This window comes from Candidatus Paceibacterota bacterium, assembly GCA_041661265.1.
In the GTDB taxonomy this organism is placed as follows: domain Bacteria; phylum Patescibacteriota; class Minisyncoccia; order JAHIHE01; family JAGLIN01; genus JBAZUT01.
In genome coordinates this window covers 106,838-131,494 of the sequence record JBAZUT010000003.1, presented here as the reverse complement: position 1 = coordinate 131,494, position 24,657 = coordinate 106,838, and the positions used below count along the sequence as shown (strand labels likewise).

Genomic DNA, 24,657 nt, shown 5'->3' with positions numbered 1-24,657 from the left:
ACATAATAAATTAGTTATAATGCTTGATTGCTTTGAGCGCTATATCGGCTTGGCTATGTTTCCAAAGCATCTGGAACATATATATGAAAGAAGGTACGAAGATCAGATTACCTAGAATATTGTTTCTGAAAAACGGCAGACCTGCGGCATAACAGCTGATCAACCCATTCAAGCTGTGTTCGTACATTCCCGACATCAGCCACCATCCGAAATTCGTATAAACATAGAAAAATGTTGCCGATAATATCGCAAGCGCAATTGAATTGCCGAGTTTTATGCTTTTGAATTTATCTTTGAACAAAGAACCGAATACTCCTATGATCGCAAATGCTGTCCATGTAAAAACGAAAATATAGTTGTTTCCGATAACAAGATCGCTCAGAAAAACGATTGAAATAGGAACGATCGCCGCATAAACACCGCCGATGTATATTCCTGCAATGAGCGACAGTGCCGATATTATTTCAAGGTTCGGTATCCCGGAATAGCTTACCAGCAAAAATCTTCCCGTCACTCCCGAGCCGATCAATATCATTGCACAGATAAACTTTGTTTTCGCATTGATATTCAGCATTTTGATCAAATTATTTTTATTTAGAATGGAACATTTTCAAATCGCCATTCGACGACATCGTTCTTGCCTATTGCTTTTTTGTCTGCGGCGACATCGCCAAGCGTGTTATTGATATAGTATTGCCAATATTTTCCTTCATCTCCGTTTTTAATTCCGCCGATGCTTTCAACAAATACTCCATACCGATTGTCGATGCTTGATTTTATCTCTATGTTATTGGCTTTGCCGTACTCCGTAAGAGCGTCAAAAACCGTCGAGCTGTTTTTGCTGGTTGAATAAGATATGAGCGTCTTTGCGTCATTCTTATTCTTAGAAGCTGTATTCTTTGTATAAAATACGACAGCAACTGCAATGATCGCAATAGCAATAAGCAGTATTATGACCTTTGCTTTGTTTGTGAGCGGCTTCATGACCATGCTTACGATTAATCTGGTTATTCTTCGATCTTGATCCCCATGCTCCTTGCTGTTCCTGCGATCGTATTCATTGCACCCTCGAGATCGTTCGCATTCAGATCTTGCATTTTTACTTTTGCAATTTCTTCCAGCTGTTTCTTTGTGATCTTCCCGACTTTATCTTTCTGGGGTTCTTTTGAGCCCTTCTCGACTCCTGCGGCTTTCTTGAGAAGACCTGATGCAGGAGGGGTTTTCATGACAAATGTATAAGATCTGTCCTCATATACTGTAATGATTGTCGGTATGACATCTCCCATCTTATCTTTGGATTCATTGTTGAACCTCGAGCAGAACTCCTGGATATTGACTCCCGCTTGTCCCAATGCCGGGCCGATAGGTGGCGCCGGATTCGCTTTTCCCGCCGGTATCTGCAGCTTTATCTGTTTTAAAACTTTTTTTGCCATATATTTAATTGTTGTTAATATTTATTACGACTTATTATATTCTCTTGATCTGAAGGAAATCCAGTTCAAGGGGTGTTTCTCTGCCGAACATCTGAACCAGCACTTTAACCTTTCCTTTTTCTTCATCTATCGCATCGACTTTTCCGTCGAAATCTTTGAACGGCCCGTCGATGACCTTGACGATGTCTCCCTGAGAAACATCTATCTTATATTTCGGCTCCTTGACGCCCATTCTGCGTTTCAGCGAGGTCATTTCTTCATCGGAGATCGGAGTCGGCGTTGTTCCTGAACCGACGAATCCTGTAACGTTCGGCGTGTTTCTTACCACATACCACGAGTCGTCCGTTACGATCATTTCAACGAGCACATAGCCGGGAAATATCCTTTCTTCTATGACTTTTCGTTTTCCGTTTTTGATCTTGATCTTCTTTTCTTTTGGAACGAGAACATTGAATATTTTATCTTCCATGCCCATCGATTCGATTCTCTGTTTCAGATTCCTGCACACATTGTCTTCATATCCCGAATAAGTGTGAAGTACATACCAATTTTTTCCGAAATCAGCAACTTGTTTTGGCATATTATTTTCTTAATACTTAAAGTAGTCAGTTCTATTTAACTATATATGTCTCTATGAGATATGTCAGAAGATAATCTACACCACCCAAAAAAACAGCCATCGCGACGCTTATAAAAACAACGATCGCGGAATCTCTGGTGGCTCTTTTTTTTGTCGGCCAGCTGACTTTTCTTGTTTCCGTTTTCACGTCAACTATATAGTTTTTCAGGCTTTTAATTATGTTCATATGCAATATATTTAATTATTCTCTAATTTAAAACAGCCTCACCGAGGGCTATTTATGCGTATTTTCAAACTACAACTGTATGATACATCCAATTCGAATGTTAGTCAAGTATTGCGAAGGATCGCGGAAAGTGTCGCTTTAGATCCACTTTCTCCTGAAAAGCACTATATACATGAGTAGCGAAAGAACGGCAATGATGAGCAGGATATAATAGAAGCCAAGGCTGTCATTTGCGAAGGGAACCGCAACGTTCATTCCGAACAGGCTCCCGACTATATTGGGAATTGTTATAACTATAGTCGCCCCGGTCAGGACCTTGATAACCTTGTTCAATTCGTTTGAGAGTATTGTCGAATATGCTTCGCGGATGTTTCTGATCGATTTCAGCGCCACTTTTGACATTTCGAGCGTCTGCTTGCTGTCCATGAACAGGTCCTCGGTTATATCTTTGTCTTTCTCGTAAAGCGTTATATATCTTCCGCTCAATATCTTTTCCAATACGTTTATATTGTGAGCCAGCGACATTTCAAAATCATTCAGCGTCTCTTCTTCCTGGACAAGATACAGTATGTCGTTGTTGTTGAGATTGTTGATCTTTATTTTTTTATGCTTGATATCTTTGAGTATCCTGGATAGAAAGTTCTCATAACAGCCGAATATTTCAAGTATGATCTTCAAAAGAAGCTGGGTTTTCTGCGTAGTGCAGAAAGACAGCTTGGTTTCGATGAATTTTGCGATTACCTTGCTCTCTCTTTTGCACATTGTAATGATGTTTTCGCTTGTAACGCAAACCAAAAGAGGCACTGTTATGATATTGCCGTCCGCCTCCATTGGAAACCTGATGATGAGATAAAATGTTCCGTTTTCCAGATGGATCCGCGGTATTTCATTGTCATCGAGGCCGTCTTCCATGATGGTGGCATCGAGATTCATCTTTCTTTCAAGATCTGCGAGCTCGCTCTTGCTCGGATCCGTCACTGATATCCAGCATCCTTTCTCGATGTCATTGATGCTGAGAAGTTGGTTATCCTTGAGGGTTTTTTTATATATGCTGATCATTTTTGACTATTATTTTGAAAAATGTTTCTGGCTTCATCCCATATTCTCGGGTCGTTATGTTTCGTTTTCAGCCAATACCACCATTCTCCGCCCCAGAGATATGCTTCCGAGAATTCCACTTTTTTGACGAATTCTATATTATTCTTAAATTGATCGACTCCCATTGACCTGTATTGTTCCTCGATGGGCGTTTCTATGATCATTTTCGGGCCCCAAGGCTCCCCCTGCAGCTCTACGATGATGATCTTGTCTACGTCCGTGGTGAGCATGATGACCGCCGCCTTGATCCTGTAGACAAGCGACGAGATCGGATATTTCACATAGCCGAGGTACTTATCCCAAACTATTCTATATAGCGTCGTTCCAAGGATATCGGCGCGTTTGCCGGCGCCATACCATGTTCCAAGTTCGCCGCTGTCAGATATTATGACGGGCCTTGTATTGTCAATGGATTTTACAAGCGCGATCTCCCTGTCGAGGAAATCTTCATCGAATTTGGGACAATTGCCGAACTGAAGATATGGTTCATTCTCAACTTGCCATCTCGAGATCGTGTCATTGTTTTTATATCTGTCCACGGTCAGTTTGATCATTTCAAGAAGTTCTTCCTGCCGCCTCTCGGCGCCTAGAGCCATCGCCCAGTCGGGAATGTGGCATTCCGGCCATCGCGGCTGTTTTTGGCCCACATTCAAAATGATCTTCGCATTTCTTTTTTTTGCTTCGCTTATTTGCCAGTCGATATCGTCAAAAAAATATGAATCTTTCACGCTTTCAGTTTCAGTCCAGTATGTCGGTATCCTGAATTGCCTCACGCCCAGATCATCGAGCAGTGCAATGTACGTTTCCTTCCAGTCAAGGCTGAGATGAATTGCAAAATCCTTGCTATAAGTTATTCCGTAAGTCACATTTCCCCCGTTTCGGGGCATTGCAAATAGTATTATCAGGATCAGAATAATGACAATAGCCGCATAAAACAGTTTGAATTTCAGTGACCAGGATCTCAATTTCATAAAAATTAAAAAGCTAGGAAGTAAAGGCCTATTGCAATGATAAATACTGAAACGATCTTTTGCGCCGCGATCGATCTGGAGAATTGTTCATTCAGGAAAGACGGCATTTTTTTTGCCAGAATGAAGGCGAAAATAAGCAAGAAAATATATTGAACCGCCTGAAGGGCGTTGATCACGGTTATTTTGCTCCCTTCGATCGAAATCGCATAATTAAGCATCAGCGCAGCAACCGCGGCGACGACTTTCGCAATGATAAACAGGCTGGTTGAGCTTTTCGTACTTCCCTTCGATATTGAAAATATCTCCGGCCTGTTTTTTTTGATCAAGACAAGAAGAAGTGCCCCCAGGAATCCGCCGATCTGTATCAGAATGAAACCGCTGGCAAAGTGAGAATTTGAATAAAGGAGTTTCATCAGCGTATAATATAATGCGAACAGAAATCCGGAAGTTATCGCAAGTGCAAGTCCTTTTATGGCGTACAGTTTTCTGGATTTGAATTTCGCGGAGATCAATGATCCGCCAAGGACGAGGAATGCGAACGCTAATAATTGTCTTTGATCAAGGTTCTCGTTAAGTATAATGAATGCAAGCGATGCTGTAAATATGGGGATAGATGCTCCGACCACCGGAATTACCCTGGAAGCTTCTCCCAGTTTCAAGCCTTTATAAAATACAAGGAGAGCAAGTATGAAAAGCGCTCCGTCCCCGATTCCGAGCAGGATCATCATGGGATTTTCCGGCAGGACGAATCCGACGAATGGGATCAGGGCTATATATGATATCTGGAATATTCCCGAATAGAAAGTATAGCTGATCGGCTTGAGCTTCGTGTCCGTAACTATGTGCTTGTCGAAGATGTACGCCACTGAAGAAAGAAGATGAGCGAATATTGTTATCAGTATCCAAGACATAATAAATCAAAATTTAAAAATAAAATTTCAGCTCAAGGTCATAAAGGCCTATGTTATATATTTCAAACGTCCAGCGCATTTTCCTTGCAGATCTTTGCATATTCGTATGCGCTAGGCCTGATCCTGGTCTTCATCGTGTCATAGTTCATTTCTACGAGGCCGAATCTCGGAGTAAAGCCGAAAGTCCATTCAAAATTATCGATCAGCGACCAATGCAGATATCCTTTCACGTCCACTCCCGATCCGATCGCTTTATGGATGAATTTCAGATGTTCTATGATGAATTTTGTCCGCTTGGCATCCTCTTTGTCCGCCAGTCCGTTTTCCGAAATAAAAACCGGTAAATTATAACGTTTCAGGTTGATTAAAACGTGATAAATACCCTCGGGATAAATTTCCCATCCGATATCGGAAACGTTCTTATTTTCATTTTGGACGCTGAGTATATGCGGAAATCTTCTTATGTCCAATCTGATCCTGTCGTGAAAATAGTAATTAACGGATATGAAATCCAGCTTTCCGGTTAAATTATCTATAAATAATCCATTTCGGAATTTGTTCCAGATCTTTGCGGATATGTTGTTCAAGGTGGATCGCTTTTCAAATGAGTCGACATATGTCAGATTCAGCGCTGAGCTGACCTTTGCATTTGGGATTATTTCATGGATAGTATCATATCCTGTGCAGTGAGCATTGATAAGATTTTTGTAAACAAAAAACGATCTCGGACTCATCCTGCGCTGCGGAGGGAATTTTCCCAGGAAGTATGCAAGCGAAATATAAATCTCGGGTTCATTCAATATGATCCAATAGTCCACAAGATCTCCGAGCTCCTCGGCGGCAAATTTCAAATATTGCTGGAAATAGGCATTTGATCTTGGGTTCTCCCATCCTCCCATTTTCGAGAACCAGATGGGCAGCGTCAGATGCCAGACGGTCAGCATGGACATGATCCCCCTCTTTCTCAGCGCCATAAGAACTTTCCTGCAATGCTCGATCTCGGATCTGTCAAATCTTCCCTCTTCGGGCTGTATGCGGGACCATTCCAATGAGAATCTGTGGATATTCTGGTTCAATTCTTTTGCAGTGTCGAAATATGCTTCATATTTCGAATAATATTGGCATGCTTTTCCCGCCGGAAAATCAACTGACCAATCGCAATTATTGATATCGCCTTCGACTTGATACGATGCCACGGATGCGCCCCACTTGAATCCATCCGGAAATTTTAGTATTTTAGCCATAACTGGTTTCTCGCTAATCGGTTTACTCGCTTTTTTCGATCTCGCTGAATTCTTTTTTGATCTCTTCGAATTCATTCTCGATCTTTTTGAATTTTTCCTTGCTCGATCTGATCAATGCCATGCCTTCCCTCACCTTATCAAGGCCTTTTTCAATGTCGATATTTTCCTGTGATTCGAACCACTGAACGATCTTATTGAGTTTATTCAAAGATTCCGATAAATTATTTTTTTCCATATAAATATTTAAATTATTAATCATCCGTTATATCTTTGATTGTCGAGTCAATTGTTCCGTCGGATAGTCTGGTTCTTATGATGTCATTTTTTGAAACATCTTTAACGCTGCGCAAGATCTTTCCGCCCGCATAGGAAATGCTATAGCCGAGACGGAGCTGGCGCTTCGGGTCATTTGAAGCGACAGCAGATTCCGCTGCCCTGATCATCTCATCCGAGCGTCGCAAGACCTTTTCATATTCGTTGATGATGTCTTTTCCGAGAGAATCCATGCGTTCCTTCTTCAGCGAGATCGCAGAAGATATTTTTTGTTCGCATGACCTTATGGCGGATATTATTCCCATGAATGTGACAACTATCTTATCCAGTCCGCCTCGGATCCCATATCGTATATTATTCTCAAAATTATATTTATTCTCAAACAGTATTTTGCCATAGGAGTTCATGATCGTATCTTTTGCATATTCGAATTCCCGCATTGCATCATCCCACGATTCGCGTATTGCAAATGCCGCTGCAGTCGGCGTCGAAACTGAAACATCCGAAGCCAGAGAAACGAGCGAAATGTCTTTTTCATGGCCCACTCCGCACACGACCGGCACATCCAACGTGAGCAATTCCCTGACAAGAACTTCATTGTTAAATGCCTGAAGGCTCTCCAGGCTTCCTCCGCCTCTGACGATCGCCAGAACGTCGATGTTGTCCATTTTTCGTGCAGTTCTGATCGCATTAAGAAGATCAAAGATCGCCTGCTTGCCCTCAACGCTGGTATTTATGAATTTTATTTTAAATCCGTAATTTCCGATATTCGTCATGAAATCACCGATCGCGGCGCCCTGGTTCGAGGTTATAAGGCCTATCGTTTCAGGAAGTTTCGGGATCGGTTTCTTGCGTTCCGGCGCAAAAAATCCTTCTTTTTCCAATTTTGCTTTCAATTCGTCATACGATCTTTTGAGAGTCCCCTCGCCTGCTATTTCGATAAGACTGGTTTTCAGGCTCAGTCTTCCCATAGGTTTATATATCTCCGGGATCGAGGTGATAACAACCTCAGCTCCGGGCTCAAGTGATATTCCGGAAATCTTGTAGTTATACTTGAATATTAGGCAGTTTATAACGCTTTCGTCTTTTGCGTCCTTCAAGCTGAAGTAGACAACCTTTTCTCTGATATCGACGCTCGTAATCTCTCCTCTGATCCTGATGCGTCCCGACATGAAAAGTTTTTCGTTCAGAAAATCAAGATAATTGCTTACGGAATATATTTTTTCCTGATCAGTTGTCGAACGATCTGCGGAAACTGAATTATCGGATAGGAATTTTGAGAATATATTTCCGGAAGCGTCCCTTGAATTACCGAGTCCGTCTTTTGAATCTCCGATTATGTCGAATATGTCGCGGCCGTATTTATAGAACTTTTTATCCTTGATGCCTTTTATGTTGGTGAGCTCTTCTTTGGACCTTGGCAGCAACCTTGCAATTTCCTCGATGGCGCTGTTGGGGATCACGCGGTAATTTTCAACGCCTTCTTTCTTTGCAGTCTCATCTCTCCATTGTTTCAGTTTTTTTAGTATATTTATATTCATGTATGAACTTATCAGGCAGCCTCTCATATATTTTAAATTATAACCTAAATTCAATAAAAAACAAAGCATATTTGAAGTGCTTTGTTTTTCGTGACATCTATTGATTGGCTTCTCCCGTTCCAGATATTTTTTTCATTTCCTGGACGATCTCTACGAGGCTGGCATGGGATTTTACTATATATTGATTCGCATCTTTGACGAATCTGTGTATTTCCGCCACCATCTGATCGAAATTAACATCGCTGATGTTCTGTCTTTTTTCCTTTGCGAGCGCAACTTTATCCTTTGCTGATGCTATGCTTGAATTCAGGTCGGCCAGCCATCCCTCTAATTCGGCCGTATCTGTTCCTTCGGCTTTGAGCTCTTCGATCTTATCCGATACCTTCGTCGATAATTCTTCGGCTCTTGAAATGACATAATTAACTCGTGCGATCCAGATATCCGCAACTCCTTTTTTGAAAGTGGTTTTTATATTTTTCCAATAATCGCGGATCAAAATCGCTTCGCTTTTCAGCTGCTCGTCCGTAAGCGTTCCGGAAAGGGCAGTTTGCCTCTCCTTGAGCCAATTTATATCAACATCGATATAAGCGATTATGTCCGCTCTTTCGGTCTCTGATATTCCTCGGACGTTTGACGCCTTATTTTCCAATGCTTCGAGATATTTGATGAGCGCAGAAACAGAGTTTGAAAGGAACTTCTGCACGGAGCTTTTGTAGGCGGCCTTGTTCTCAACTGTTTTAAATCTTGCCAATTTTAGTTTCGCTGTTTGAAGGTCCAGCCGTGCCTGTTTGTAGGCTGCGACTTCGCTAAGATATGTCTGTCTGGCTTGCTCATAATTTACTTTTGCTCTATCGTCGATATCTTTCAGGGTTCCGGCATGTACGCTTGGAGTTATAACAAGCGACAACATCGCCACGAGAAGTAATTTTGATAATTGTTTGTTCATATTTTTAAATAATTATTTATTATACTCCGCCAAGATCGGCAGATAGTGTGTTTAGCGAATTGTCATTTTCGATCCCGGAAGTGCTGTCCAGGTCCGATGAAAAAGCGTCGAGGTCATAGGCAAGTTCTTTCTCGAATAATTCCAGTTCGGCAGCCGAGGTTATGGATGCGGTCTCGACCTCTTTATCAATATCCGCAAGTCCCGTTCCTATTTCTTCAGCTGAATTGTCGCTGGCCAGTTCGTCAAGGTCCGCGCTGTCCTGTTCAAAAGAATCTTTTTCGGCATTGATCTCATTTTCTATGGCGATATTTTGATCGTTTAAGTTCTTTGCCCGTTTGCCCTTCAGTGCAACTGAAGCGCCGACTGCAAAAACCAGCATGAGAATGACAATTCCCATGCCCATAGCAGTTTTTTTGTTCATGGTGTTTGAAATTAGATTTAATATGTTAAAGTATGCTCGACTTTTCTGCTGATACGGTTCCTCATCGAAAGGCTTGTTGTTTGCATGCCGTGGAAACGTCCTGTCCCCCTGCTTTAGAATGCTTTCAGTCTTGTTTTGTCTGGGTACGTTCACAAGCACCTTTTTCAAAAGATTTTTTGGGGGAAGCATTTTTTTTCCGTTTTGTGACAGCATATCGATGATCTCGAAAATTTCGGATATTTCATCTTTCAGCGAGGGAAACATCCTGAATATATCCTCATCGCTCTTTCCGGATTCCCTGAGCGTGATGGCTTTGTTTATTTGAACGTCGCTCTCGTTATTTATTTTCATGCGTTGTTTTTAATATATTTTTTAGCGACCTCAGAGCTCTGCATTGAAGCTGTCTTATGGCATCTTCGTTTTTTCCCGTATAAGCGGATATCTCGCGATTAGAAAGATCGCAAATGAATTTCAGGGTAATGATCTCTTTTTGGTCTTCGGACAGTTTTCCAACGCATTCCATCAGTTCTTGCGCCTTTTCGTTGTCCTCGATCTTTTCAAGGGGGTTTTTCGAAACATCGGAAATAGTGTTTACTCTTTCCGGATCGTCGCCGTAAAGAATGTCTTTTTTCTTTTTCCAGTGGTCGATAACCGCATTTTTCGCAATTGTGTAAAAGTATGGCGCAGGATCAGATCCGTTGTCTTTGTAGTTCTCTATCATCTTGAATGCTTTCAGGAATACCGTTTGAGCTATGTCTTCTGCGATCTCCCTGTTTCTGACGCCGCACAGGATGTATCTGTATATGGGTGTAAAATATCTGCAATAAACGGCTTCAAATGCTTCACTGTCGCCATTTTTTGCCAAATTCATCAAAAGCTTCGTGTTGTATTCTGTGATTTTTTCCATACTGATAATAACGAATGAGAGTGCTGAATGTGACTTTCTAAACAGACATTTCCGAATCGAGATTTACCGGCTTATCGAATATCAGTATATTGTCCGGATAGAAGGTGATTGAAACTTTGCTTCCGACTTTGTATGCATGAGAAGTTCTTTTCAGCGCACTGATCTCATTGCAGTCGCTGAGCTTTATGATATATTGCCGATTTTTCATCCAAAACCTCCGCATACATATTCCTTTGTAATGGGTTGATTAGGATGTTCAAAAATATCTTTAGCACTTCCAAACTCCATCAATTCTCCCATGTGAAAAAAACCGACATGATCCGAAATTCGTTTTGCTTGATATAGATTATGGGTAACGATGACAATAGTATATTTCTCTTTCAATAAAGTGAGAAGCTCCTCGATTTTTCTGGTTGAGATAGGGTCAAGCTCCGAGCAAGGTTCGTCCAATAACAACACTTCCGGTTTCACTGCCAAGGACCTGGCGATGCATAGACGCTGCTGCTGTCCGCCGGATAACCGGAATGCCGACTGATGCAGTCTGTCCTTGACTTCTTTCCAAAGCGCTGCCTCCTTAAGGCTCTTAACAACTGCTTTGTCCAGAGGATGGCTGCTTTTTTCCAGTTCAAGTGAGTCATATTTCTGATTACTGAACATTTTCCAAAATCCGCGGGATTCTTTTTTGATACCCTGTAATTCAAGGCCATACGCGATATTTTCAAAAATTGACTTAGGAAAAGGCGTTGAATTTTGGAATACCATGCCGATTTTTCTGCGCAGTGAGACTACATCAGAATCCTGATCAAGAATATTTTCTCCCTTAAAAATCACATCCCCTTCTATTTTCGCGCTAGGGATGATATCGAGCATCCTGTTCAGGGATCGTAAGAATGTTGATTTTCCACTGCCAGACGCTCCGATGAGAGCAGTTATTTGATTTTCAGGAAGATCCATATTGACATTTTTGATTGCATGAAAATCACTGTACCAGATATTAAGACTGCGAACTGAAATGACTGTTTTGTGCATAAATTTGGTTTACCAATCTTTTTTACTTCTAAAATGAAAGCGCAGAATGATCGCGCCCAAACTCAACAAAAAAGTCAGCATTATCAATACGAATGCCGTGCCCGCCGCATAACTATTGGCATACGGACTGGAATGCTGGGTTGCTAAAATGAATGTATGATAAGGAAGAGCCATAAATTTATCAAGGGGAGAAGAAGGAAGCTTTGAAAGATAAAAAGTAGCTCCGACCATAATAAGCGGAGCTGTTTCACCAAGCGCTCGAGCTACGCCTATAATTCCTCCGGTTATGCATCCGGTAATAGCTGATGGAAGCACTACTTTTCTGATCGTTTGCCATTGGGTTGCTCCGAGCGCAAGGCTTGCTTCGCGGAATTTTTGCGGTACGGATTGGAAAGACTCCACTGAAGCCGTAATGATCCACGGTATGGTCATGAGTGATAACGTTAAAACCCCCGAAAGGAGAGAAGAGCCGAAGGATAAAATGTTTACAAAAACCACGAGTCCAAACAGGCCGTATACTACAGAGGGCACGCCGGACAGGTTTCTGATAGCCAGCTGAATTATTCTGTTCAATAGATTATTTTTCGAATATTCGGTAAGGAATATCGCAGTACTTATTCCCAGGGGAAAACTTATCACTATTACGCCAAGTCCCAAATATAAAGATCCCAAAATAGCAGGAAATATGCCCCCTTGGGTAATGTCCCTATGCTGCCAGTTCCTTGTCAGAAAATCCTGATCGATCACGGAGTATCCGGACAAAAGCAGCAGAATCAGAGTCAAAATGAGCAACCCTATTCCTATAAGTGTCATGGCGTGAAATATAGAAAAATATATTGACTCCGATGTAATGTTTTTTATTTTCATAATGATTTTTTGTAAATCAATAAATCTGCTATGAAATTTATCACAAAAGTCATCATAAAAAGAACAAATCCGATCATAAATAGGCTCTGCCAATGAAGACTCCCTACCACAACTTCTTTTATTTCAATGGCGACATTAGCCGTCATAGGATTCACTGCATCTAAAAAAGAATGTGGAAATGCCCGATTGTTGCCGGCAACCATGAGTACGATCATTGTCTCACCAATGACCCTTCCCAGGCCAAGCATACAAGCTGCGATCAAACCGGAACTCGCCGCAGGGATAACTATTCTTTTTATTGTTGTCCATTTGGTGGCTCCCAGGGCCAGACTCGCTTCCCTGAACCTCTGATTGACATTCGACAGAGCATCTTCGCAGATACTGGCAATGGTCGGCAAAGCTGCGATTGCAACCAGAATGGAAGCGGTCAATGCATTCAGTCCATTCGTTAAATGAAATATCCCTGCGATAAGGGGAGCCACGAACAGCAGTCCCAGAAAACCCAGTACTACCGATGGGATGCTGGCGATCATTTCCACAAGCGGCTTTAGAATCTCTCTTGTTTTAGGAGAAGCTATTTCGGAAAGATATATCGCGATTGACAAACCAAAAGGAATGGCAATCGAAATTGCCAGCAAACTGATCATAACTGTGCCAGCGACTAAAGACAGAATCCCCCAGGACGGAGCATTGAATGCGGTCGGATTCCAATCGGTTCCCAAAAAAAATTCGCCTAACCCGATCTCCCTGAATGTTCCCAGACCGCTTATGAGCAAAAATATAAAGATCCCGAACAAAATCACAACTGTAAGAGTGGCCATAAAACCAAAGGCCCACTTGGGAAGATTTTCTGAAATATTGATCGAACTATGATTAGAGTTCACTTTATTTGATCTTATTGAACAATTGTTGATTTTTATTGCGATATTCGTCATTGAGTGAGTAAAAACCGGCATTTTCAATTATTATTTGCCCTTCATTTGACGCCTCAAATTGGAGATATCTTTCCAGGATAGAATTTTTCAGGGGAAGACGCGGTATATATTGAAATATTGGTCGAGCGATCGGATATCGGCCATCTTTGACAGCAAGTTCATCAAGCGGAGAAACGGGGGGCTCTCCAACTCCATGGAGTAATATAATCTTAATATCTTGTCGTGGTTCTCCTTTGTCATTTTTAGCATAACCAACACCAACATATCCAATGCCATTTGTATCCTGCTTGACTGCTTCGACAATAGCCTGATTGCCTTCCATGGTTTTCATCTCTGAAGAATAATCGCTGTTAACAACCGAATCTCGAAAAAAGTTATAGGTTCCCGAGGTGCTCTGTCTCCCATAAAGAACGATTGGAGTGTCATTTCCACCCACTTCTTTCCAATTTTTAATCTCCCCTTTGTATATTTTTCCAAGTTGGTCTATGGAGAGTTGATTGATAGGATTTTCAGAGTGAGTAATAACAGTTAGACCGTCAATTGCCAGGATAAACTCCTGAACATCAAGACCACGGTTCGCAGATTGAGATATCTCATCCTGCTTCATTGCCCGCGATGAATTTGCCAAATCTATTTCGCCGTTGATCAAGGCGGCTATGCCTACTCCGCTTCCTCCGCCAGTTACAGAAATATCGGCATTGGAATTTTTCACAGTAAATGCTTCGGCGAGATTAGAAACCAGTTGAACTTCAGTATCGGATCCTTTCATCGCCAAACTTTCATTCTGAGTATTTTGCGGATTATTAATATCGTTCGCATTATTGCCAAAAAAAATATAAGCCATGACACAGCTTATTAAAAAGATTAACACTATCAGATTTAATTTATTCATTGTTTTTAAAATTAACAGCGTTATATTAAACAGTTCAAGCTATATGAATTTATTATACATTTAAAAAGTCGAAACGTCAAAAAAATCAGTCGTCATCTTAAGCATAAAAACTATTTTAAAACCAGGGCTTGATAATAAGAAATGCTTTTTAGCACAAAGACAGTTCTTCGTCTCTTGAGGCGGGGGCAGACCTTTACTTGCTATCGATCCTATGCTTTGTTTTTTTATATGCGTATATTGATTTCGCGATTTCATTAGGCACCCTTTTGTCGAGAGCGCTCGGAAGGATCTTGTTCTTATTGGGCTTATTCACGCAATCGGCGATAGCTTTCGCAGCTGTTAATTTGATGTCGTCGGTAAGCTTTGTGAGTCCGGATGACAGCAGTCCTTTGAAAACGCCGGGATAAGAAAGCACGTTGTTGATCTGATTGGGAAAATCTCCTCTTCCGGTCCCCACGATCGAAGCGCCGGCTTTGATCGCCAAATCAGGCATGATCTCCGGCACCGGATTTGCCATCGCAAAGATGATCGGATCGGCGTTCATAAGAGTGATCATTTCCGGTTTCAGTATCCCTCCGACGGATACTCCGATAAAAACATCTGCATCAGGAAGAGCATCTTGCAGCGATCCCGAAATGTTCTGTTTGTTCGTGATCTCAAGCAGCTTCATTTTGACGGGATTCAGGTCGCTTCTGCTCCGGCTGATTATCCCCTGGCTGTCGCAGACGACGATATCTTTCGGCTGCAAAGTCGCATGGATCATTTTTGTTATGGCTGTTCCTGAAGCTCCCGCGCCGCAGATGACTATTTTCATGTCTGATATTTTTCTTTTGAGCGCCTTTGCCGAGTTTATCAAAGCTGCTGTGACCACAATTGAAGTTCCATGCTGGTCATCATGGAAGATGGGAATCCCTACGTCCTGCAATTGGCTCTCTATATAAAAACATTTTGGCGCGGAAATATCCTCGAGATTTATTCCACCGAACACCGGAGCGATCATTCGTACTGTTTTGATTATTTCTTCCGGATCTTGAGTGTCCAGGCAGATCGGAAAACCATCGATTCCCGCGAGCTTCTTGATAAGCACGGCTTTCCCCTCCATGACAGGGATCGCGGCCTCGGGGCCGATGTTTCCAAGCCCAAGCACAGCGCTTCCGTCGGAAACTATAGCGACCGTATTTTTCTTCAATGTATAAATTTTTGCAAGTTCTTTGTTTTTTGCGATCTCCCTTGAGACTTCAGCTACGCAAGGAGTGTAAGCGAGGCAAAGGTCGTCTTTGTTGTCCAGTTTGAACTTGCTTCTGATCTCAAGTTTCCCGCCATGTTTTTTGTGCAATGCCAATGATTTTTTGTAATCTGATTGTTTCATAAAAGTTGTTAAAATATAAATTGCGCTATTTTTTAATTATATCAAATAAATCAAATAATATAAATAGCAATTAGCAAAACAGTTATTTCTCCCCGGGCAATCGAGTGTTGGAACGGATCATATATTTGTTTGAAATTTGAACTCCATAGACGCTTCCTGTCACGGTGAATTAAACGGTTCTCTTATGCGGAAGCAAAATATCACAATAAACTCAACCATGCCGACTGCTTGTCCGAAAGGCAGGTTCTGGCATCACAATAAACACTCCGCTTCTCCTGCGGAGCATTTATAGCATCTGAAGGCATCTATTCCACTTAAAGACGTTGAGATTCTGGAGTTTTATTCTTCCCGTTTACCTTTTCGATAATAGCCATATCCATATATTGCCGATGCAATTATGGCAAAAATCAGAATATAATTCAGATATGTCTGATATCCCGCCACCTTCGTTTCGATCTCGTTGTTTTTTGCCGTTTCATTACTGATATTTCCGTCGCTTCCGTTCTCGGTATTTTCCGAAGACGCGCCTTTCACATTTCCATTTTCACTATTCGTTGATGCATCATTCGAAACAGATTCACTGGCGGTTTCATCCTGAGCTGTTTTGTCTGCAGCCGGACTTTCCGTGTCTCCAGATGAACTGTTTGCAATAGCGAGCGCAAGCCTTGTCTTCGTGGCACTGATCTCGTCAAGCTGTATTGCGGTCAGGGGCAAGTCCTTCTTGCAATATATTTCATTTATCTTGCTCATCGTTGTGGTAAATACGTTTCCGGTCGGAATGTTGCCATTCCACGGCACGAGAATATCACTCGTGTATTTCTTCTGGAACCTTGATATCGCATCTGAATCCGCTTGCTCGAATTTTCCATCAACGGAAAGATTTTCACTTTCAAAATCATTCAGGAATTTTTCAACTTTCTCCACTTCGCCGGGATCATTGATCCCGCCGATCCTGATGAATGACGATATGTAATTGCAGTCGCGAGAATCGCCTTCCGATGTTGACGTGATTCCCTTCACCTCTCCTTCGTCATTATTGGCGACCGCCGTTTCAGCAGTATTCGCATCAGAATTGTTGACCACAGCATCCGGCAAAGTAAAGCTTTTTTCTTCACTGACCGCAAACGATCCGCGCGAAACGGTTCTATAGTAATAAACGGAACCAGGCGTCAATCCGGTGATCGTGGCGGAATGTCCCGTGACTTTCGGATCTTTGTCGAATTCGGCCGTGGTATGCGCATAGCCGTATTTCGGCGGCGTGCCGGAATTATCATTGAGATCCAGATCGTGGCTTTCTCCTTCCAGAGAATATATGACCTGGCTTGATGCGAAATGCGAACTCAGCCATGTGATCGTGACGCTGTCTTCGCGGATATTCGATGACCTGAGCGATTCGCCCGAAATATTGAACTGCATGATCGCAGCAGAACCTCCTCCGCCCGTATTGTTGTTGCCGGATTCTCCATTATTATTGCTATTTTCTTCCTCGATCTCGCAAGTTGCCGAGCATCCGTCGCCGTTAGCCGCATTTCCGTCATCACACTGGTCCGCTGCGTTCTTTTCTCCATCTCCGCAATATGGCAGATTCGTGATGGTGCATTCGTTGGAACAAGACTGATATTCGCCCACTCCTGCCGTTCCGTCACAACCTTCAGTTCCATTTACAATATTATCTCCGCAATACGGATCGTTCTGGATGACGCACTGGCTATTGCACGATTCGTGCTCTCCTATGCCCTGCGTTCCGTCGCACTGCTCATTTCCATTTTTGATATTGTCGCCGCAAACAGGTCCTTGCGGCATCTCTGTCTCGCAAGTTGCCGAGCATCCGTCGCCGTTAGCCGCATTTCCGTCATCACATGCCTCAGTTTCCTGATTTTTAGCGCCATCACCGCAGTAAGGCAGCTCGACAATCGAGCATGTCTCTGAACAAGACTGATGGTCTCCAATGCCGTCATTTGTGTCGCAAGCTTCATTATTATTCTTGATCTCGTCGCCGCAATATGGGATATTCACGATTGAACACTCATTGTTGCAAGATTGATGGTCTCCTATGCCGTCATTTGTGTCGCAAGCTTCATTATTATTCTTGATCTCGTCGCCGCAATATGGGATATATTCAAGTGTGCATGAAGCTGTACAGCTGTAATGCTCGCTTGTTCCGTCGCCTCCGTCGCACTGCTCATTCCCGTTTTTTGTCTGGTCTCCGCAAAATGCCAGATCGACGATAGTGCAATTTTCCGTGCATGCTTGATGCTCGCCGACTCCGTCTGTTCCATCGCAGGCTTCATCTCCATTTTTGACACTGTCCCCGCAAAAAGGAAGATCTATTATCGAACATTGATCTGAACATGACTGATGTGCTCCCACACCATCGCTAATATCGCACTGTTCATCGCCTTCTTTTGCGCCATTACCGCAAATGCTTGCAGTTTGGCCGGAACAATCGCTGTTGCAGTAGCCGTAAACGCCATTCAGGATCCCATCGTCGCAGGCTTCGCTGTAAACATCAAAAACATCTGTCAGTGAATTTCCGCAACTCGGAAAATAATTCGCAAAATCATTTCCTGTTTTATTTTCTGCTTCCGATAGTGCGATCGAATAGCTGCTTCCGGCAGGCACTGTTTGGACGAACGTTCCTTTTTCGGCATTTGATCCTTCCGATACTGTGTAATTGCCGGGCATAAGTCCGCTGAATACATAATATCCATTCGCATCGGTTGATGTCGTGGCCGACTTGCTGCCAGAGAGGACGATTTCCCATCCCGCAATTTTTGTATCCCCCTCGTCAATTCCATCATTAATTATGTCCTTGTATTTATATCCTGAAATTTTCGCGGTGGCTGCGGGAGTATACGTTGAAAGACGATTTGGAGGCAGACTTTTCCCATCGCACCATGCTTTGGTGACGTCATAATTAATCTTACTTGCCCAACCCCAATTTCCAGGCGTTATCTCTTCTTGGCTCCACCATTCACACTTACTCACGGAACTACCAGCAGAAACAGCAAAAGCCGGTTTTGCACTAAAAACAAATGAGCCGGCAATATTTCCCGCAATCGTGGTTTGCACGACGAGTGCGATTACGCTTATCAAGGACAACGCTCTGTTTATTCTTTTTATATTTATGATCTTTTTTGCAATTCTTTTTGTTTCCGTCAAACACTCGCTCATGGTCACATTCATACGTTTACGGTTATTGTTAATCCCCCCTAATCATCCTATTTGAAAACATTGGCTTTATTGCTGCACGTCAGCGACATCGGAAATATCTTTTTGAATCACTTGGACCTTTTTCATTTGCTTGCTTTTTCTATAGATCAAAGAAATACCTGCAATGACGAATAATGCCAAGATCGCATATAAAGGCAAGCCGATGTCAGTGATGCCTTTTATGAGGTTTTTATCATTGGCCCCGAGAACGAGTCCGGCCTGGTCGTCGGCGCCCAGCATGTCGACGGAAAATCCGAATTTCTTTTCGAATATCATTTTTCCGTCAACAAGAAAATTCATTTCCGCGCGGAACTTTCCTTTCTCGAAATTATTGGTTGGGATCTGGATAGCCGGAATTTCATATACCGCTCCCGGTTTCACACCCGGTTCATTTTCCGGATAAGGATATATCGAATTATATACGGTCTGATCGTCTTTCCTTATCTTGATCTGGGCTTGAGGAGTGATGTTCGTATTTCCTCTATTATCATAAACAAGCCTGATCTCAAGCATCTCGCCTTTTACAAGGTCATATGTCTTGGGAATGACTGAGACTTCGAACGATACAACTTCATTATCATTTACATCAATAGTGACCTCCCTGTTTATTTCCTGTGAAACGGAAGTGCTTGATCCTTCACTTGAGCTTGAAGAATCATTTTTCTTGACTGCACTGATGAATCCTTTGTATTCGCCATTGGGCGTGTCCTGAGGAATTTTGAATACTACGCTGACATTGCGAACCTCTCCCGTTTTCAATACGACATCGCTCAGTTGAGTGCTGAAATCGTTGAATTTATAGAATGTAGCCCATTTATCAATGTCTCCATGAGCGGCGAACGCAATCGTCGAATCGGTTTTTTCAGTGTTGACTATGATCATGGTCTGCTGGTATTCATTTCCTCTCAGCGCATTTTTTATTGCGATAGGGTCAGTGGTTTGTCCGATCCCAAGAGTCTCGATCGGTATCAATGCGGCGACCACAAAAACTGCTACAAGAAAGCATCGTATTCTCGTCATGCTGATCATCATTTTTTTGTACATAGATTTAATTAATTATAAGAGTATTCTGTCTGGAACGTTGACATTTCGTATTATTCGCAAGCAAGGTGTGGCGCGGCTTCTGCGCTCAGCATCATCGATCCTCCGAGTCTTTCCCGGACTGATTCCGGAAATCTGAATATATTCACTGAGAAATCGATATTTTCCGTATCCAAAAGTCCGAGCGAGTCATTGAGCAAAGTAGGCGTATTCGGTTCAAAGATCGTAAATGCCGATACATTTCCGACTCTTGCATCAAACCGCACATTCCAATCTTCATATGTCTTGCCAAGTCCTATATCATCTTCGACGATTCTCATAGTAAGCCTCGTGTTGCCGACATTTCGAACTGTCGGTTTGTTAATCGTTGTAATGTCGAATATGGCATCTCCGCTGATAACCTTTTTAGAATTCAGCTTCACTTTGCCATAGTCGATAGAATCAAAATCCGTTTCAAAAGCCGTAACGGGAAAATATGTGAACATGTCTTCTATAGTGCTGCTTGTCCCGTTTGGTTGATCGGCAACAGTCCTTACAATATAATCGCCGGAAGGATCTCCATATGAAATGTCCCTGAGACCGCAATAAACCGCAGCTGTCTCTTTCATCAAACTTCCTTCATTGTTGCACGCAATTCCATAATCATATCCGGCTCCAAATGAAGGCAGATTATTATTTGTATTCCTAATTTTATTGCAAAAAAGTTCAATGCCTGATTCCTTATTAATCCTTAATAATCCCTGCTCTTGCATGATCTTTCCGCAACCGAGTCCGGATCGGCCCTGAAGTGATGTATAGCTGCTTCCAAGAGCCACGCCTACGGGATAGTAAACGTCCGCATAAACGGCGCCAGCGGCGTCCGAATTTTCCACAATTGCGCAGAATGCGATGGATTTATTGATCCCATAACGGCCTGAGGGCATAAACTGAGCTCCGGCAGCCGCATCCGCATCCGTAAATCTGTCCGAATTCGCTTCCCATTTCGCCATGATGATCGGAGACTGGATACTTGAAGAGTCGGGATCCAGGCCAATTGATATATGCTTATCATCCTGCGGAATTATAAAAGTCGAACTCGCACTTTCCGAAATATCATTGGTTGCGACGATGTCTTCGGTTATAAAAGTCGAGCTGGCGCTTTCGCCAATATCACTATTTGCCACAATGATGTCAGCAGATGCCACACCTAAAAATTCAAGGTCTTGGGCATTTACGGATGTATAAATGCAGGAAATAAATGCAAACACCGCAATAGCTGATACTTTGAAACCTGTTTTCAATAGTTTTCTTATTATGAATATTTGCTTTACGGCGCGTTTAATTTTCATAATACCTCGCTTTCTATTGATTATAAATTATCGAGAAGTCTGAAACCAAAAACAAAATAATTTAGCTTCAAGCCTCTCCGGAGGCGGCTTGTCGCCGCCCCCTGCAATACATTAAACTTCAATTGTTTCAGTCGTATTACTGAACCTGACCTGGAGTCTCCTCGCATACTAAATGAGGAAGCGAATCTGCGCTCAATGTCATTGTTCCGGTGTAGTTCGATCCAACATGCGTCGGAGGGAATTTTGAAATGTCGATGGAGAAATCCATTTCGTCCAATTCTGACAAGTCTAATTCATCATCCAATACGTTTGTTGTTTCCGGATCATAGACCGCGTATGTTGAAGCACTTCCGACCCTGGCGTCATATTTCACATTCCAGAGTCCGCTAGTCTTGCCGAGTCCCATATCATTCTGCCAGATCTTCATGACCAACCTGGTGTTTCCGACGTTTCTCACTGAAGCTCTTCCCTGATTCAAGACATCCCAAGTCAAGTCGCCGGCGATGATCTTGTGAGTGTTCAGTCTGACATTTCCATATGCGACCTGATTGAAATCAGTCTCAAATGCGGTCATTGGAAGATAAGTGAAATGATTCACAAGTTTTCCCTGCAAACCATTCTTATCCTGTCCGATCGCCCAAACCTCATAATCTCCCGAAGGATCCTCATATGAGATCTCTTTTTCACCGCAATAAACGGCAGCCGTGTCTTTCTCCAATTCTCCTGTTGCGCCGCAAATTTCGTCATAGCTATAAGCTATCGGTGCCGTGTTGAATGTCGGAAGATTATTGTTGTTATTCCTCACCCTGTCGCAGAATAGCGCAATGCCATCGGCTTTAGGGAGTCTGACCAAAAGATCTTCCTGCATGAACGCTCCGCAGCCATCACCTGACTGATTCGGGAGCGCTACATGGCTGGAACCTAATGCAACATTTGGATAGAATACATCGGCATACACATTGTCGATGTCTGCAAGTCCGTCCGGATCGGTTACAACTGCGCATATTGCAATTGATTTATGCATATTGTATTGTCCTGACGGCAAAAATTGCGCTCCTGCCGCTGTGCTTGCATCTGTGTATCTGTCCTGCGCATTTGCTTCCCATTTCGCTTTCACAATAGGAGTAGCGCCGCCGCTGACATCAGCAGTTAGGCCGGTTCCGATCGTTGATTGCGCCAATACGGTTGAACTGAAGCTCAAGCTCATCGCAAACATGACCGAGAGTGCAACGAACTTTTTCATTGTTTTCGTTTTCATTGTAATTTTCCTTTTAAGCTTCCGCCTACATATTGACAAAATATAAATATTATGTTAGTGATGAATTGCGAGGATTTCACCGCTTGGCAGTCCCGAGAATTCGGGATTGCCTCGCTTTCCTCGTAAAACCTTTCGAAAAAGGCGTTACATCTACAAAGATCCATATTTTGAACTTCGGCAGAAGTTTTTTTATTTAACTGATAAAAGTTTTTTAAGTTACTTATTTAAACCTTTCACCCTCATATATAATTAAAGTTAATTAATTACCTTTAGGGTTTAAATAAACAACTCCGACCTTTATATATGTTAAATGCCGGTAGTTTGATTTTCAAACCAGCTTAACATTATTAATTAATATACTGTCATCTGTCGCTTGCGGATCGTTATTACAAAAAGGGCCCGCAACCGCCAACCACTTCAAAAAAAGTAGATTGACTATGCGAGCCCTCAGTTGTCTGTCATCCCGAGACCTCGGGACTCAGTTTGCTGTCAGGCGAAATTTTTAATATTTTTCCTGGATATATCCTTCCCGATGCGAATGCTTGTTGTTCTTGATCGTTTTTGTGATCTCCTTGTTAATCATCACGCCGTTCTGAATGAAAACCGATATCCTTCCGAATTCCAAATTGCGGAGATCATGTATCACTTCTCTTTCTTCGGTCGAAACGCACATTGGTTCAAAGTCATCATTATTGCATGCCATTTTTTTGCTTTATAAAATAAATGATACTTCCAAAACTTTGAATCGATTCTTTATACTATATATGATATCTGAAAGATAATAAATATTTTGCATAACTTAAATTCGGAGGCCGGCCGTAATGGATCTTTATGCCTCTGATCCGATTGATCTGAAACTAAAGCTCCAGGTGCATAAAAACGAAACTTCGTCAGATAAAATTCAGTAAACAAAAACAACCAGATTTAAACTTTCAGTTTGTCATGGTCGCCTCTCGCTAGAAGACTATTCTAACTTTCCGGATCGATCATTTCAGCATATGAACCAGTCGTGCAATATCGTTTATAAATTTTTGAATTTCGCTGCCCAACGATGTTGTTGTGTTATCATTATCTCATTATAAAAAGCAGTGTCAAGCATTGACTTATCCACAGATATTTGGCACTAATTGAAGCCAAAATACGGCATTATTTGAAATGCGAAAAAGAATTTTATTTTGAGAATGTTCTTTTGATAAACTACTACAATATGTAGTTATTGTATAGACTTGTATTAATATATATCGCAAGTATAATAAATGCATAAATATGGCGCACGTAAATATATTCTATGATTAAAAAAACATTCTTCGGCATTGTATTGTTGTTGACGGTCGTTGGGTCGGTTTATTTCGGAATGAATTATTATGGTATAAAAAAAATTGATTTTAATTTTCCGATCGAAGATACAAAAAATATAATTTCAGAAATTGAAAAAGAAATAAACAGTCCGCCTCCCCTGAAATATTCTAACGGATATAACACCAGAACAAATCTTACAATTTCCGGAGTCCTGAAATGGACTAATGATATGCGTAATGCAAACGGCGGACTGACAGCTCTGAAGGAGAATGCAAAATTGGACGCAATTGCGCAATTGCGGCTCGATGATATGTTCAAGGAACAATATTTTGAGCACATATCTCCTTCCGGAATAGGCGTTTCAGATGTTGCAAAGGAATATGGCTATGAGTATATCACGATCGGAGAGAATATCGCTCTTGGGAATTTCGACGGCGACAAAGCTCTCGTCGATGCATGGATGAACAGCCCGGGACATCGCGCAAATATACTCAACGGGAGATATGCCGAAATAGGAATAGCTGTGCAAAAAGGACAATATGAGAAAAATGAAACATGGATGGCGATCCAAGTCTTTGCGCTTCCGTTATCCGCTTGTCCGAAAATAGACACGGCATTGAAGCAGAAAATTGATCAGAATAATACAACGATAACTTCGGCGGAAGCTTCAATAAATGGCTTGAAAGACATCATTGACAGCTCCAATCCTCGATCGGAAGGCGATATCGCGGTTTATAATAAGAACGTGAGAAGATATAACCAGATGGTGTCGGATATTAATGCTCTGATAAAGGAAACCAAAAACTATGTTACGACTTATAATGCCGAGGTCGATGCGTTCAACTCATGCGCAAAGGCGAATTAATGAAATGAAG

26 protein-coding genes are annotated in these 24,657 nt (G+C 42.1%); 1 reads left to right on the top strand and 25 read right to left on the bottom strand.

Annotated elements, in window-relative coordinates:
• Positions 1-10: 10 nt before the first annotated feature.
• From WC788_03395 to WC788_03275, 25 genes are all read right to left on the bottom strand, one after another.
• Positions 11-574 carry a DUF6580 family putative transport protein gene (locus WC788_03395; protein MFA6096644.1) on the bottom strand — a complete coding sequence of 188 codons (564 nt, stop codon included), beginning with the start codon at positions 572-574 and terminating at the stop codon, positions 11-13.
• A gap of 20 nt (positions 575-594) precedes the next feature.
• On the bottom strand, positions 595-990 hold the full coding sequence (locus tag WC788_03390; GenBank protein MFA6096643.1) for a DUF4430 domain-containing protein: 396 nt from the start codon (positions 988-990) through the stop codon (positions 595-597).
• A gap of 17 nt (positions 991-1,007) precedes the next feature.
• Complete coding sequence (gene rplK / locus WC788_03385; protein MFA6096642.1) at positions 1,008-1,433, bottom strand: 50S ribosomal protein L11; 426 nt, start codon at positions 1,431-1,433, stop codon at positions 1,008-1,010.
• A 34-nt stretch (positions 1,434-1,467) separates the two neighbouring features.
• Positions 1,468-2,013, bottom strand: coding sequence for a transcription termination/antitermination protein NusG (gene nusG / locus WC788_03380; protein ID MFA6096641.1), 546 nt, complete (start codon positions 2,011-2,013; stop codon positions 1,468-1,470).
• 31 nt (positions 2,014-2,044) lie between these two features.
• A complete protein-coding gene (gene secE, locus WC788_03375; protein ID MFA6096640.1) occupies positions 2,045-2,239 on the bottom strand; it encodes a preprotein translocase subunit SecE in 195 nt (64 codons plus the stop codon).
• A 138-nt stretch (positions 2,240-2,377) separates the two neighbouring features.
• Positions 2,378-3,298, bottom strand: coding sequence for a magnesium transporter CorA family protein (locus tag WC788_03370; protein MFA6096639.1), 921 nt, complete (start codon positions 3,296-3,298; stop codon positions 2,378-2,380).
• Positions 3,295-4,308 carry a cellulase family glycosylhydrolase gene (locus tag WC788_03365; protein ID MFA6096638.1) on the bottom strand — a complete coding sequence of 338 codons (1,014 nt, stop codon included), beginning with the start codon at positions 4,306-4,308 and terminating at the stop codon, positions 3,295-3,297. Before WC788_03365 ends, WC788_03370 begins: the two co-directional genes overlap by 4 nt.
• A gap of 5 nt (positions 4,309-4,313) precedes the next feature.
• Positions 4,314-5,219: an EamA family transporter gene (locus WC788_03360; GenBank protein MFA6096637.1), complete on the bottom strand. Its 906-nt coding sequence runs from the start codon at positions 5,217-5,219 to the stop codon at positions 4,314-4,316.
• Positions 5,220-5,281: 62 nt separating this feature from the next.
• Positions 5,282-6,463: a glycoside hydrolase family 1 protein gene (locus tag WC788_03355; protein MFA6096636.1), complete on the bottom strand. Its 1,182-nt coding sequence runs from the start codon at positions 6,461-6,463 to the stop codon at positions 5,282-5,284.
• Positions 6,464-6,485: 22 nt separating this feature from the next.
• A complete protein-coding gene (locus WC788_03350) occupies positions 6,486-6,698 on the bottom strand; it encodes an exodeoxyribonuclease VII small subunit (GenBank protein ID MFA6096635.1) in 213 nt (70 codons plus the stop codon).
• 16 nt (positions 6,699-6,714) lie between these two features.
• Positions 6,715-8,277, bottom strand: coding sequence for an exodeoxyribonuclease VII large subunit (gene xseA / locus WC788_03345; GenBank protein MFA6096634.1), 1,563 nt, complete (start codon positions 8,275-8,277; stop codon positions 6,715-6,717).
• Between the two features lie 97 nt (positions 8,278-8,374).
• Positions 8,375-9,223: a hypothetical protein gene (locus WC788_03340; GenBank protein ID MFA6096633.1), complete on the bottom strand. Its 849-nt coding sequence runs from the start codon at positions 9,221-9,223 to the stop codon at positions 8,375-8,377.
• A gap of 19 nt (positions 9,224-9,242) precedes the next feature.
• Positions 9,243-9,995, bottom strand: a complete 753-nt coding sequence (locus tag WC788_03335) for a hypothetical protein (GenBank protein ID MFA6096632.1) — start codon at positions 9,993-9,995, stop codon at positions 9,243-9,245.
• Positions 9,982-10,551 carry a sigma-70 family RNA polymerase sigma factor gene (locus WC788_03330; GenBank protein ID MFA6096631.1) on the bottom strand — a complete coding sequence of 190 codons (570 nt, stop codon included), beginning with the start codon at positions 10,549-10,551 and terminating at the stop codon, positions 9,982-9,984. Before WC788_03330 ends, WC788_03335 begins: the two co-directional genes overlap by 14 nt.
• 37 nt (positions 10,552-10,588) lie before the next feature.
• The gene (locus WC788_03325; GenBank protein MFA6096630.1) at positions 10,589-10,759 is read right to left on the bottom strand and encodes a hypothetical protein; all 171 of its coding nucleotides are present in this window, start codon (positions 10,757-10,759) and stop codon (positions 10,589-10,591) included.
• Entirely contained in the window at positions 10,756-11,580 is an 825-nt protein-coding gene (locus WC788_03320; GenBank protein ID MFA6096629.1) for a phosphate ABC transporter ATP-binding protein, read from the bottom strand. The genes WC788_03325 and WC788_03320 overlap by 4 nt, the downstream gene beginning before the upstream one ends.
• 9 nt (positions 11,581-11,589) lie before the next feature.
• Complete coding sequence (gene pstA / locus WC788_03315) at positions 11,590-12,447, bottom strand: phosphate ABC transporter permease PstA (protein ID MFA6096628.1); 858 nt, start codon at positions 12,445-12,447, stop codon at positions 11,590-11,592.
• On the bottom strand, positions 12,444-13,331 hold the full coding sequence (gene pstC / locus WC788_03310) for a phosphate ABC transporter permease subunit PstC (protein MFA6096627.1): 888 nt from the start codon (positions 13,329-13,331) through the stop codon (positions 12,444-12,446). The genes pstA and pstC overlap by 4 nt, the downstream gene beginning before the upstream one ends.
• Position 13,332: 1 nt before the next feature.
• Positions 13,333-14,274, bottom strand: coding sequence for a PstS family phosphate ABC transporter substrate-binding protein (locus WC788_03305; protein ID MFA6096626.1), 942 nt, complete (start codon positions 14,272-14,274; stop codon positions 13,333-13,335).
• 193 nt (positions 14,275-14,467) lie between these two features.
• Positions 14,468-15,643, bottom strand: coding sequence for an NADP-dependent malic enzyme (locus WC788_03300; GenBank protein MFA6096625.1), 1,176 nt, complete (start codon positions 15,641-15,643; stop codon positions 14,468-14,470).
• A gap of 339 nt (positions 15,644-15,982) precedes the next feature.
• Positions 15,983-18,817: a fibronectin type III domain-containing protein gene (locus WC788_03295; GenBank protein MFA6096624.1), complete on the bottom strand. Its 2,835-nt coding sequence runs from the start codon at positions 18,815-18,817 to the stop codon at positions 15,983-15,985.
• Positions 18,818-18,883: 66 nt separating this feature from the next.
• Complete coding sequence (locus WC788_03290; GenBank protein MFA6096623.1) at positions 18,884-19,900, bottom strand: hypothetical protein; 1,017 nt, start codon at positions 19,898-19,900, stop codon at positions 18,884-18,886.
• A 50-nt stretch (positions 19,901-19,950) separates the two neighbouring features.
• Positions 19,951-21,225: a hypothetical protein gene (locus tag WC788_03285; protein ID MFA6096622.1), complete on the bottom strand. Its 1,275-nt coding sequence runs from the start codon at positions 21,223-21,225 to the stop codon at positions 19,951-19,953.
• Positions 21,226-21,361: 136 nt separating this feature from the next.
• A complete protein-coding gene (locus WC788_03280; GenBank protein MFA6096621.1) occupies positions 21,362-22,483 on the bottom strand; it encodes a hypothetical protein in 1,122 nt (373 codons plus the stop codon).
• A 502-nt stretch (positions 22,484-22,985) separates the two neighbouring features.
• Positions 22,986-23,186: a hypothetical protein gene (locus WC788_03275; protein MFA6096620.1), complete on the bottom strand. Its 201-nt coding sequence runs from the start codon at positions 23,184-23,186 to the stop codon at positions 22,986-22,988.
• Positions 23,187-23,771: 585 nt separating this feature from the next.
• Between WC788_03275 and WC788_03270 the strand changes: the two genes are divergently transcribed.
• Positions 23,772-24,647 carry a CAP domain-containing protein gene (locus WC788_03270; protein MFA6096619.1) on the top strand — a complete coding sequence of 292 codons (876 nt, stop codon included), beginning with the start codon at positions 23,772-23,774 and terminating at the stop codon, positions 24,645-24,647.
• Positions 24,648-24,657: the final 10 nt, after the last annotated feature.

What these genes read in the sequence shown, in the direction of transcription:
- WC788_03395 (MFA6096644.1), bottom strand. Translation starts at nt 574, where the DNA reads ATGCTGAATATCAATGCGAAAACAAAGTTTATCTGTGCAATGATATTG.
- WC788_03390 (MFA6096643.1), bottom strand. Translation starts at nt 990, where the DNA reads ATGGTCATGAAGCCGCTCACAAACAAAGCAAAGGTCATAATACTGCTT.
- rplK (MFA6096642.1), bottom strand. Translation starts at nt 1,433, where the DNA reads ATGGCAAAAAAAGTTTTAAAACAGATAAAGCTGCAGATACCGGCGGGA.
- nusG (MFA6096641.1), bottom strand. Translation starts at nt 2,013, where the DNA reads ATGCCAAAACAAGTTGCTGATTTCGGAAAAAATTGGTATGTACTTCAC.
- secE (MFA6096640.1), bottom strand. Translation starts at nt 2,239, where the DNA reads ATGAACATAATTAAAAGCCTGAAAAACTATATAGTTGACGTGAAAACG.
- WC788_03370 (MFA6096639.1), bottom strand. Translation starts at nt 3,298, where the DNA reads ATGATCAGCATATATAAAAAAACCCTCAAGGATAACCAACTTCTCAGC.
- WC788_03365 (MFA6096638.1), bottom strand. Translation starts at nt 4,308, where the DNA reads ATGAAATTGAGATCCTGGTCACTGAAATTCAAACTGTTTTATGCGGCT.
- WC788_03360 (MFA6096637.1), bottom strand. Translation starts at nt 5,219, where the DNA reads ATGTCTTGGATACTGATAACAATATTCGCTCATCTTCTTTCTTCAGTG.
- WC788_03355 (MFA6096636.1), bottom strand. Translation starts at nt 6,463, where the DNA reads ATGGCTAAAATACTAAAATTTCCGGATGGATTCAAGTGGGGCGCATCC.
- WC788_03350 (MFA6096635.1), bottom strand. Translation starts at nt 6,698, where the DNA reads ATGGAAAAAAATAATTTATCGGAATCTTTGAATAAACTCAATAAGATC.
- xseA (MFA6096634.1), bottom strand. Translation starts at nt 8,277, where the DNA reads ATGAATATAAATATACTAAAAAAACTGAAACAATGGAGAGATGAGACT.
- WC788_03340 (MFA6096633.1), bottom strand. Translation starts at nt 9,223, where the DNA reads ATGAACAAACAATTATCAAAATTACTTCTCGTGGCGATGTTGTCGCTT.
- WC788_03335 (MFA6096632.1), bottom strand. Translation starts at nt 9,995, where the DNA reads ATGAAAATAAATAACGAGAGCGACGTTCAAATAAACAAAGCCATCACG.
- WC788_03330 (MFA6096631.1), bottom strand. Translation starts at nt 10,551, where the DNA reads ATGGAAAAAATCACAGAATACAACACGAAGCTTTTGATGAATTTGGCA.
- WC788_03325 (MFA6096630.1), bottom strand. Translation starts at nt 10,759, where the DNA reads ATGAAAAATCGGCAATATATCATAAAGCTCAGCGACTGCAATGAGATC.
- WC788_03320 (MFA6096629.1), bottom strand. Translation starts at nt 11,580, where the DNA reads ATGCACAAAACAGTCATTTCAGTTCGCAGTCTTAATATCTGGTACAGT.
- pstA (MFA6096628.1), bottom strand. Translation starts at nt 12,447, where the DNA reads ATGAAAATAAAAAACATTACATCGGAGTCAATATATTTTTCTATATTT.
- WC788_03305 (MFA6096626.1), bottom strand. Translation starts at nt 14,274, where the DNA reads ATGAATAAATTAAATCTGATAGTGTTAATCTTTTTAATAAGCTGTGTC.
- WC788_03300 (MFA6096625.1), bottom strand. Translation starts at nt 15,643, where the DNA reads ATGAAACAATCAGATTACAAAAAATCATTGGCATTGCACAAAAAACAT.
- WC788_03295 (MFA6096624.1), bottom strand. Translation starts at nt 18,817, where the DNA reads ATGAGCGAGTGTTTGACGGAAACAAAAAGAATTGCAAAAAAGATCATA.
- WC788_03290 (MFA6096623.1), bottom strand. Translation starts at nt 19,900, where the DNA reads ATGTACAAAAAAATGATGATCAGCATGACGAGAATACGATGCTTTCTT.
- WC788_03285 (MFA6096622.1), bottom strand. Translation starts at nt 21,225, where the DNA reads ATGAAAATTAAACGCGCCGTAAAGCAAATATTCATAATAAGAAAACTA.
- WC788_03280 (MFA6096621.1), bottom strand. Translation starts at nt 22,483, where the DNA reads ATGAAAACGAAAACAATGAAAAAGTTCGTTGCACTCTCGGTCATGTTT.
- WC788_03275 (MFA6096620.1), bottom strand. Translation starts at nt 23,186, where the DNA reads ATGGCATGCAATAATGATGACTTTGAACCAATGTGCGTTTCGACCGAA.
- WC788_03270 (MFA6096619.1), top strand. Translation starts at nt 23,772, where the DNA reads ATGATTAAAAAAACATTCTTCGGCATTGTATTGTTGTTGACGGTCGTT.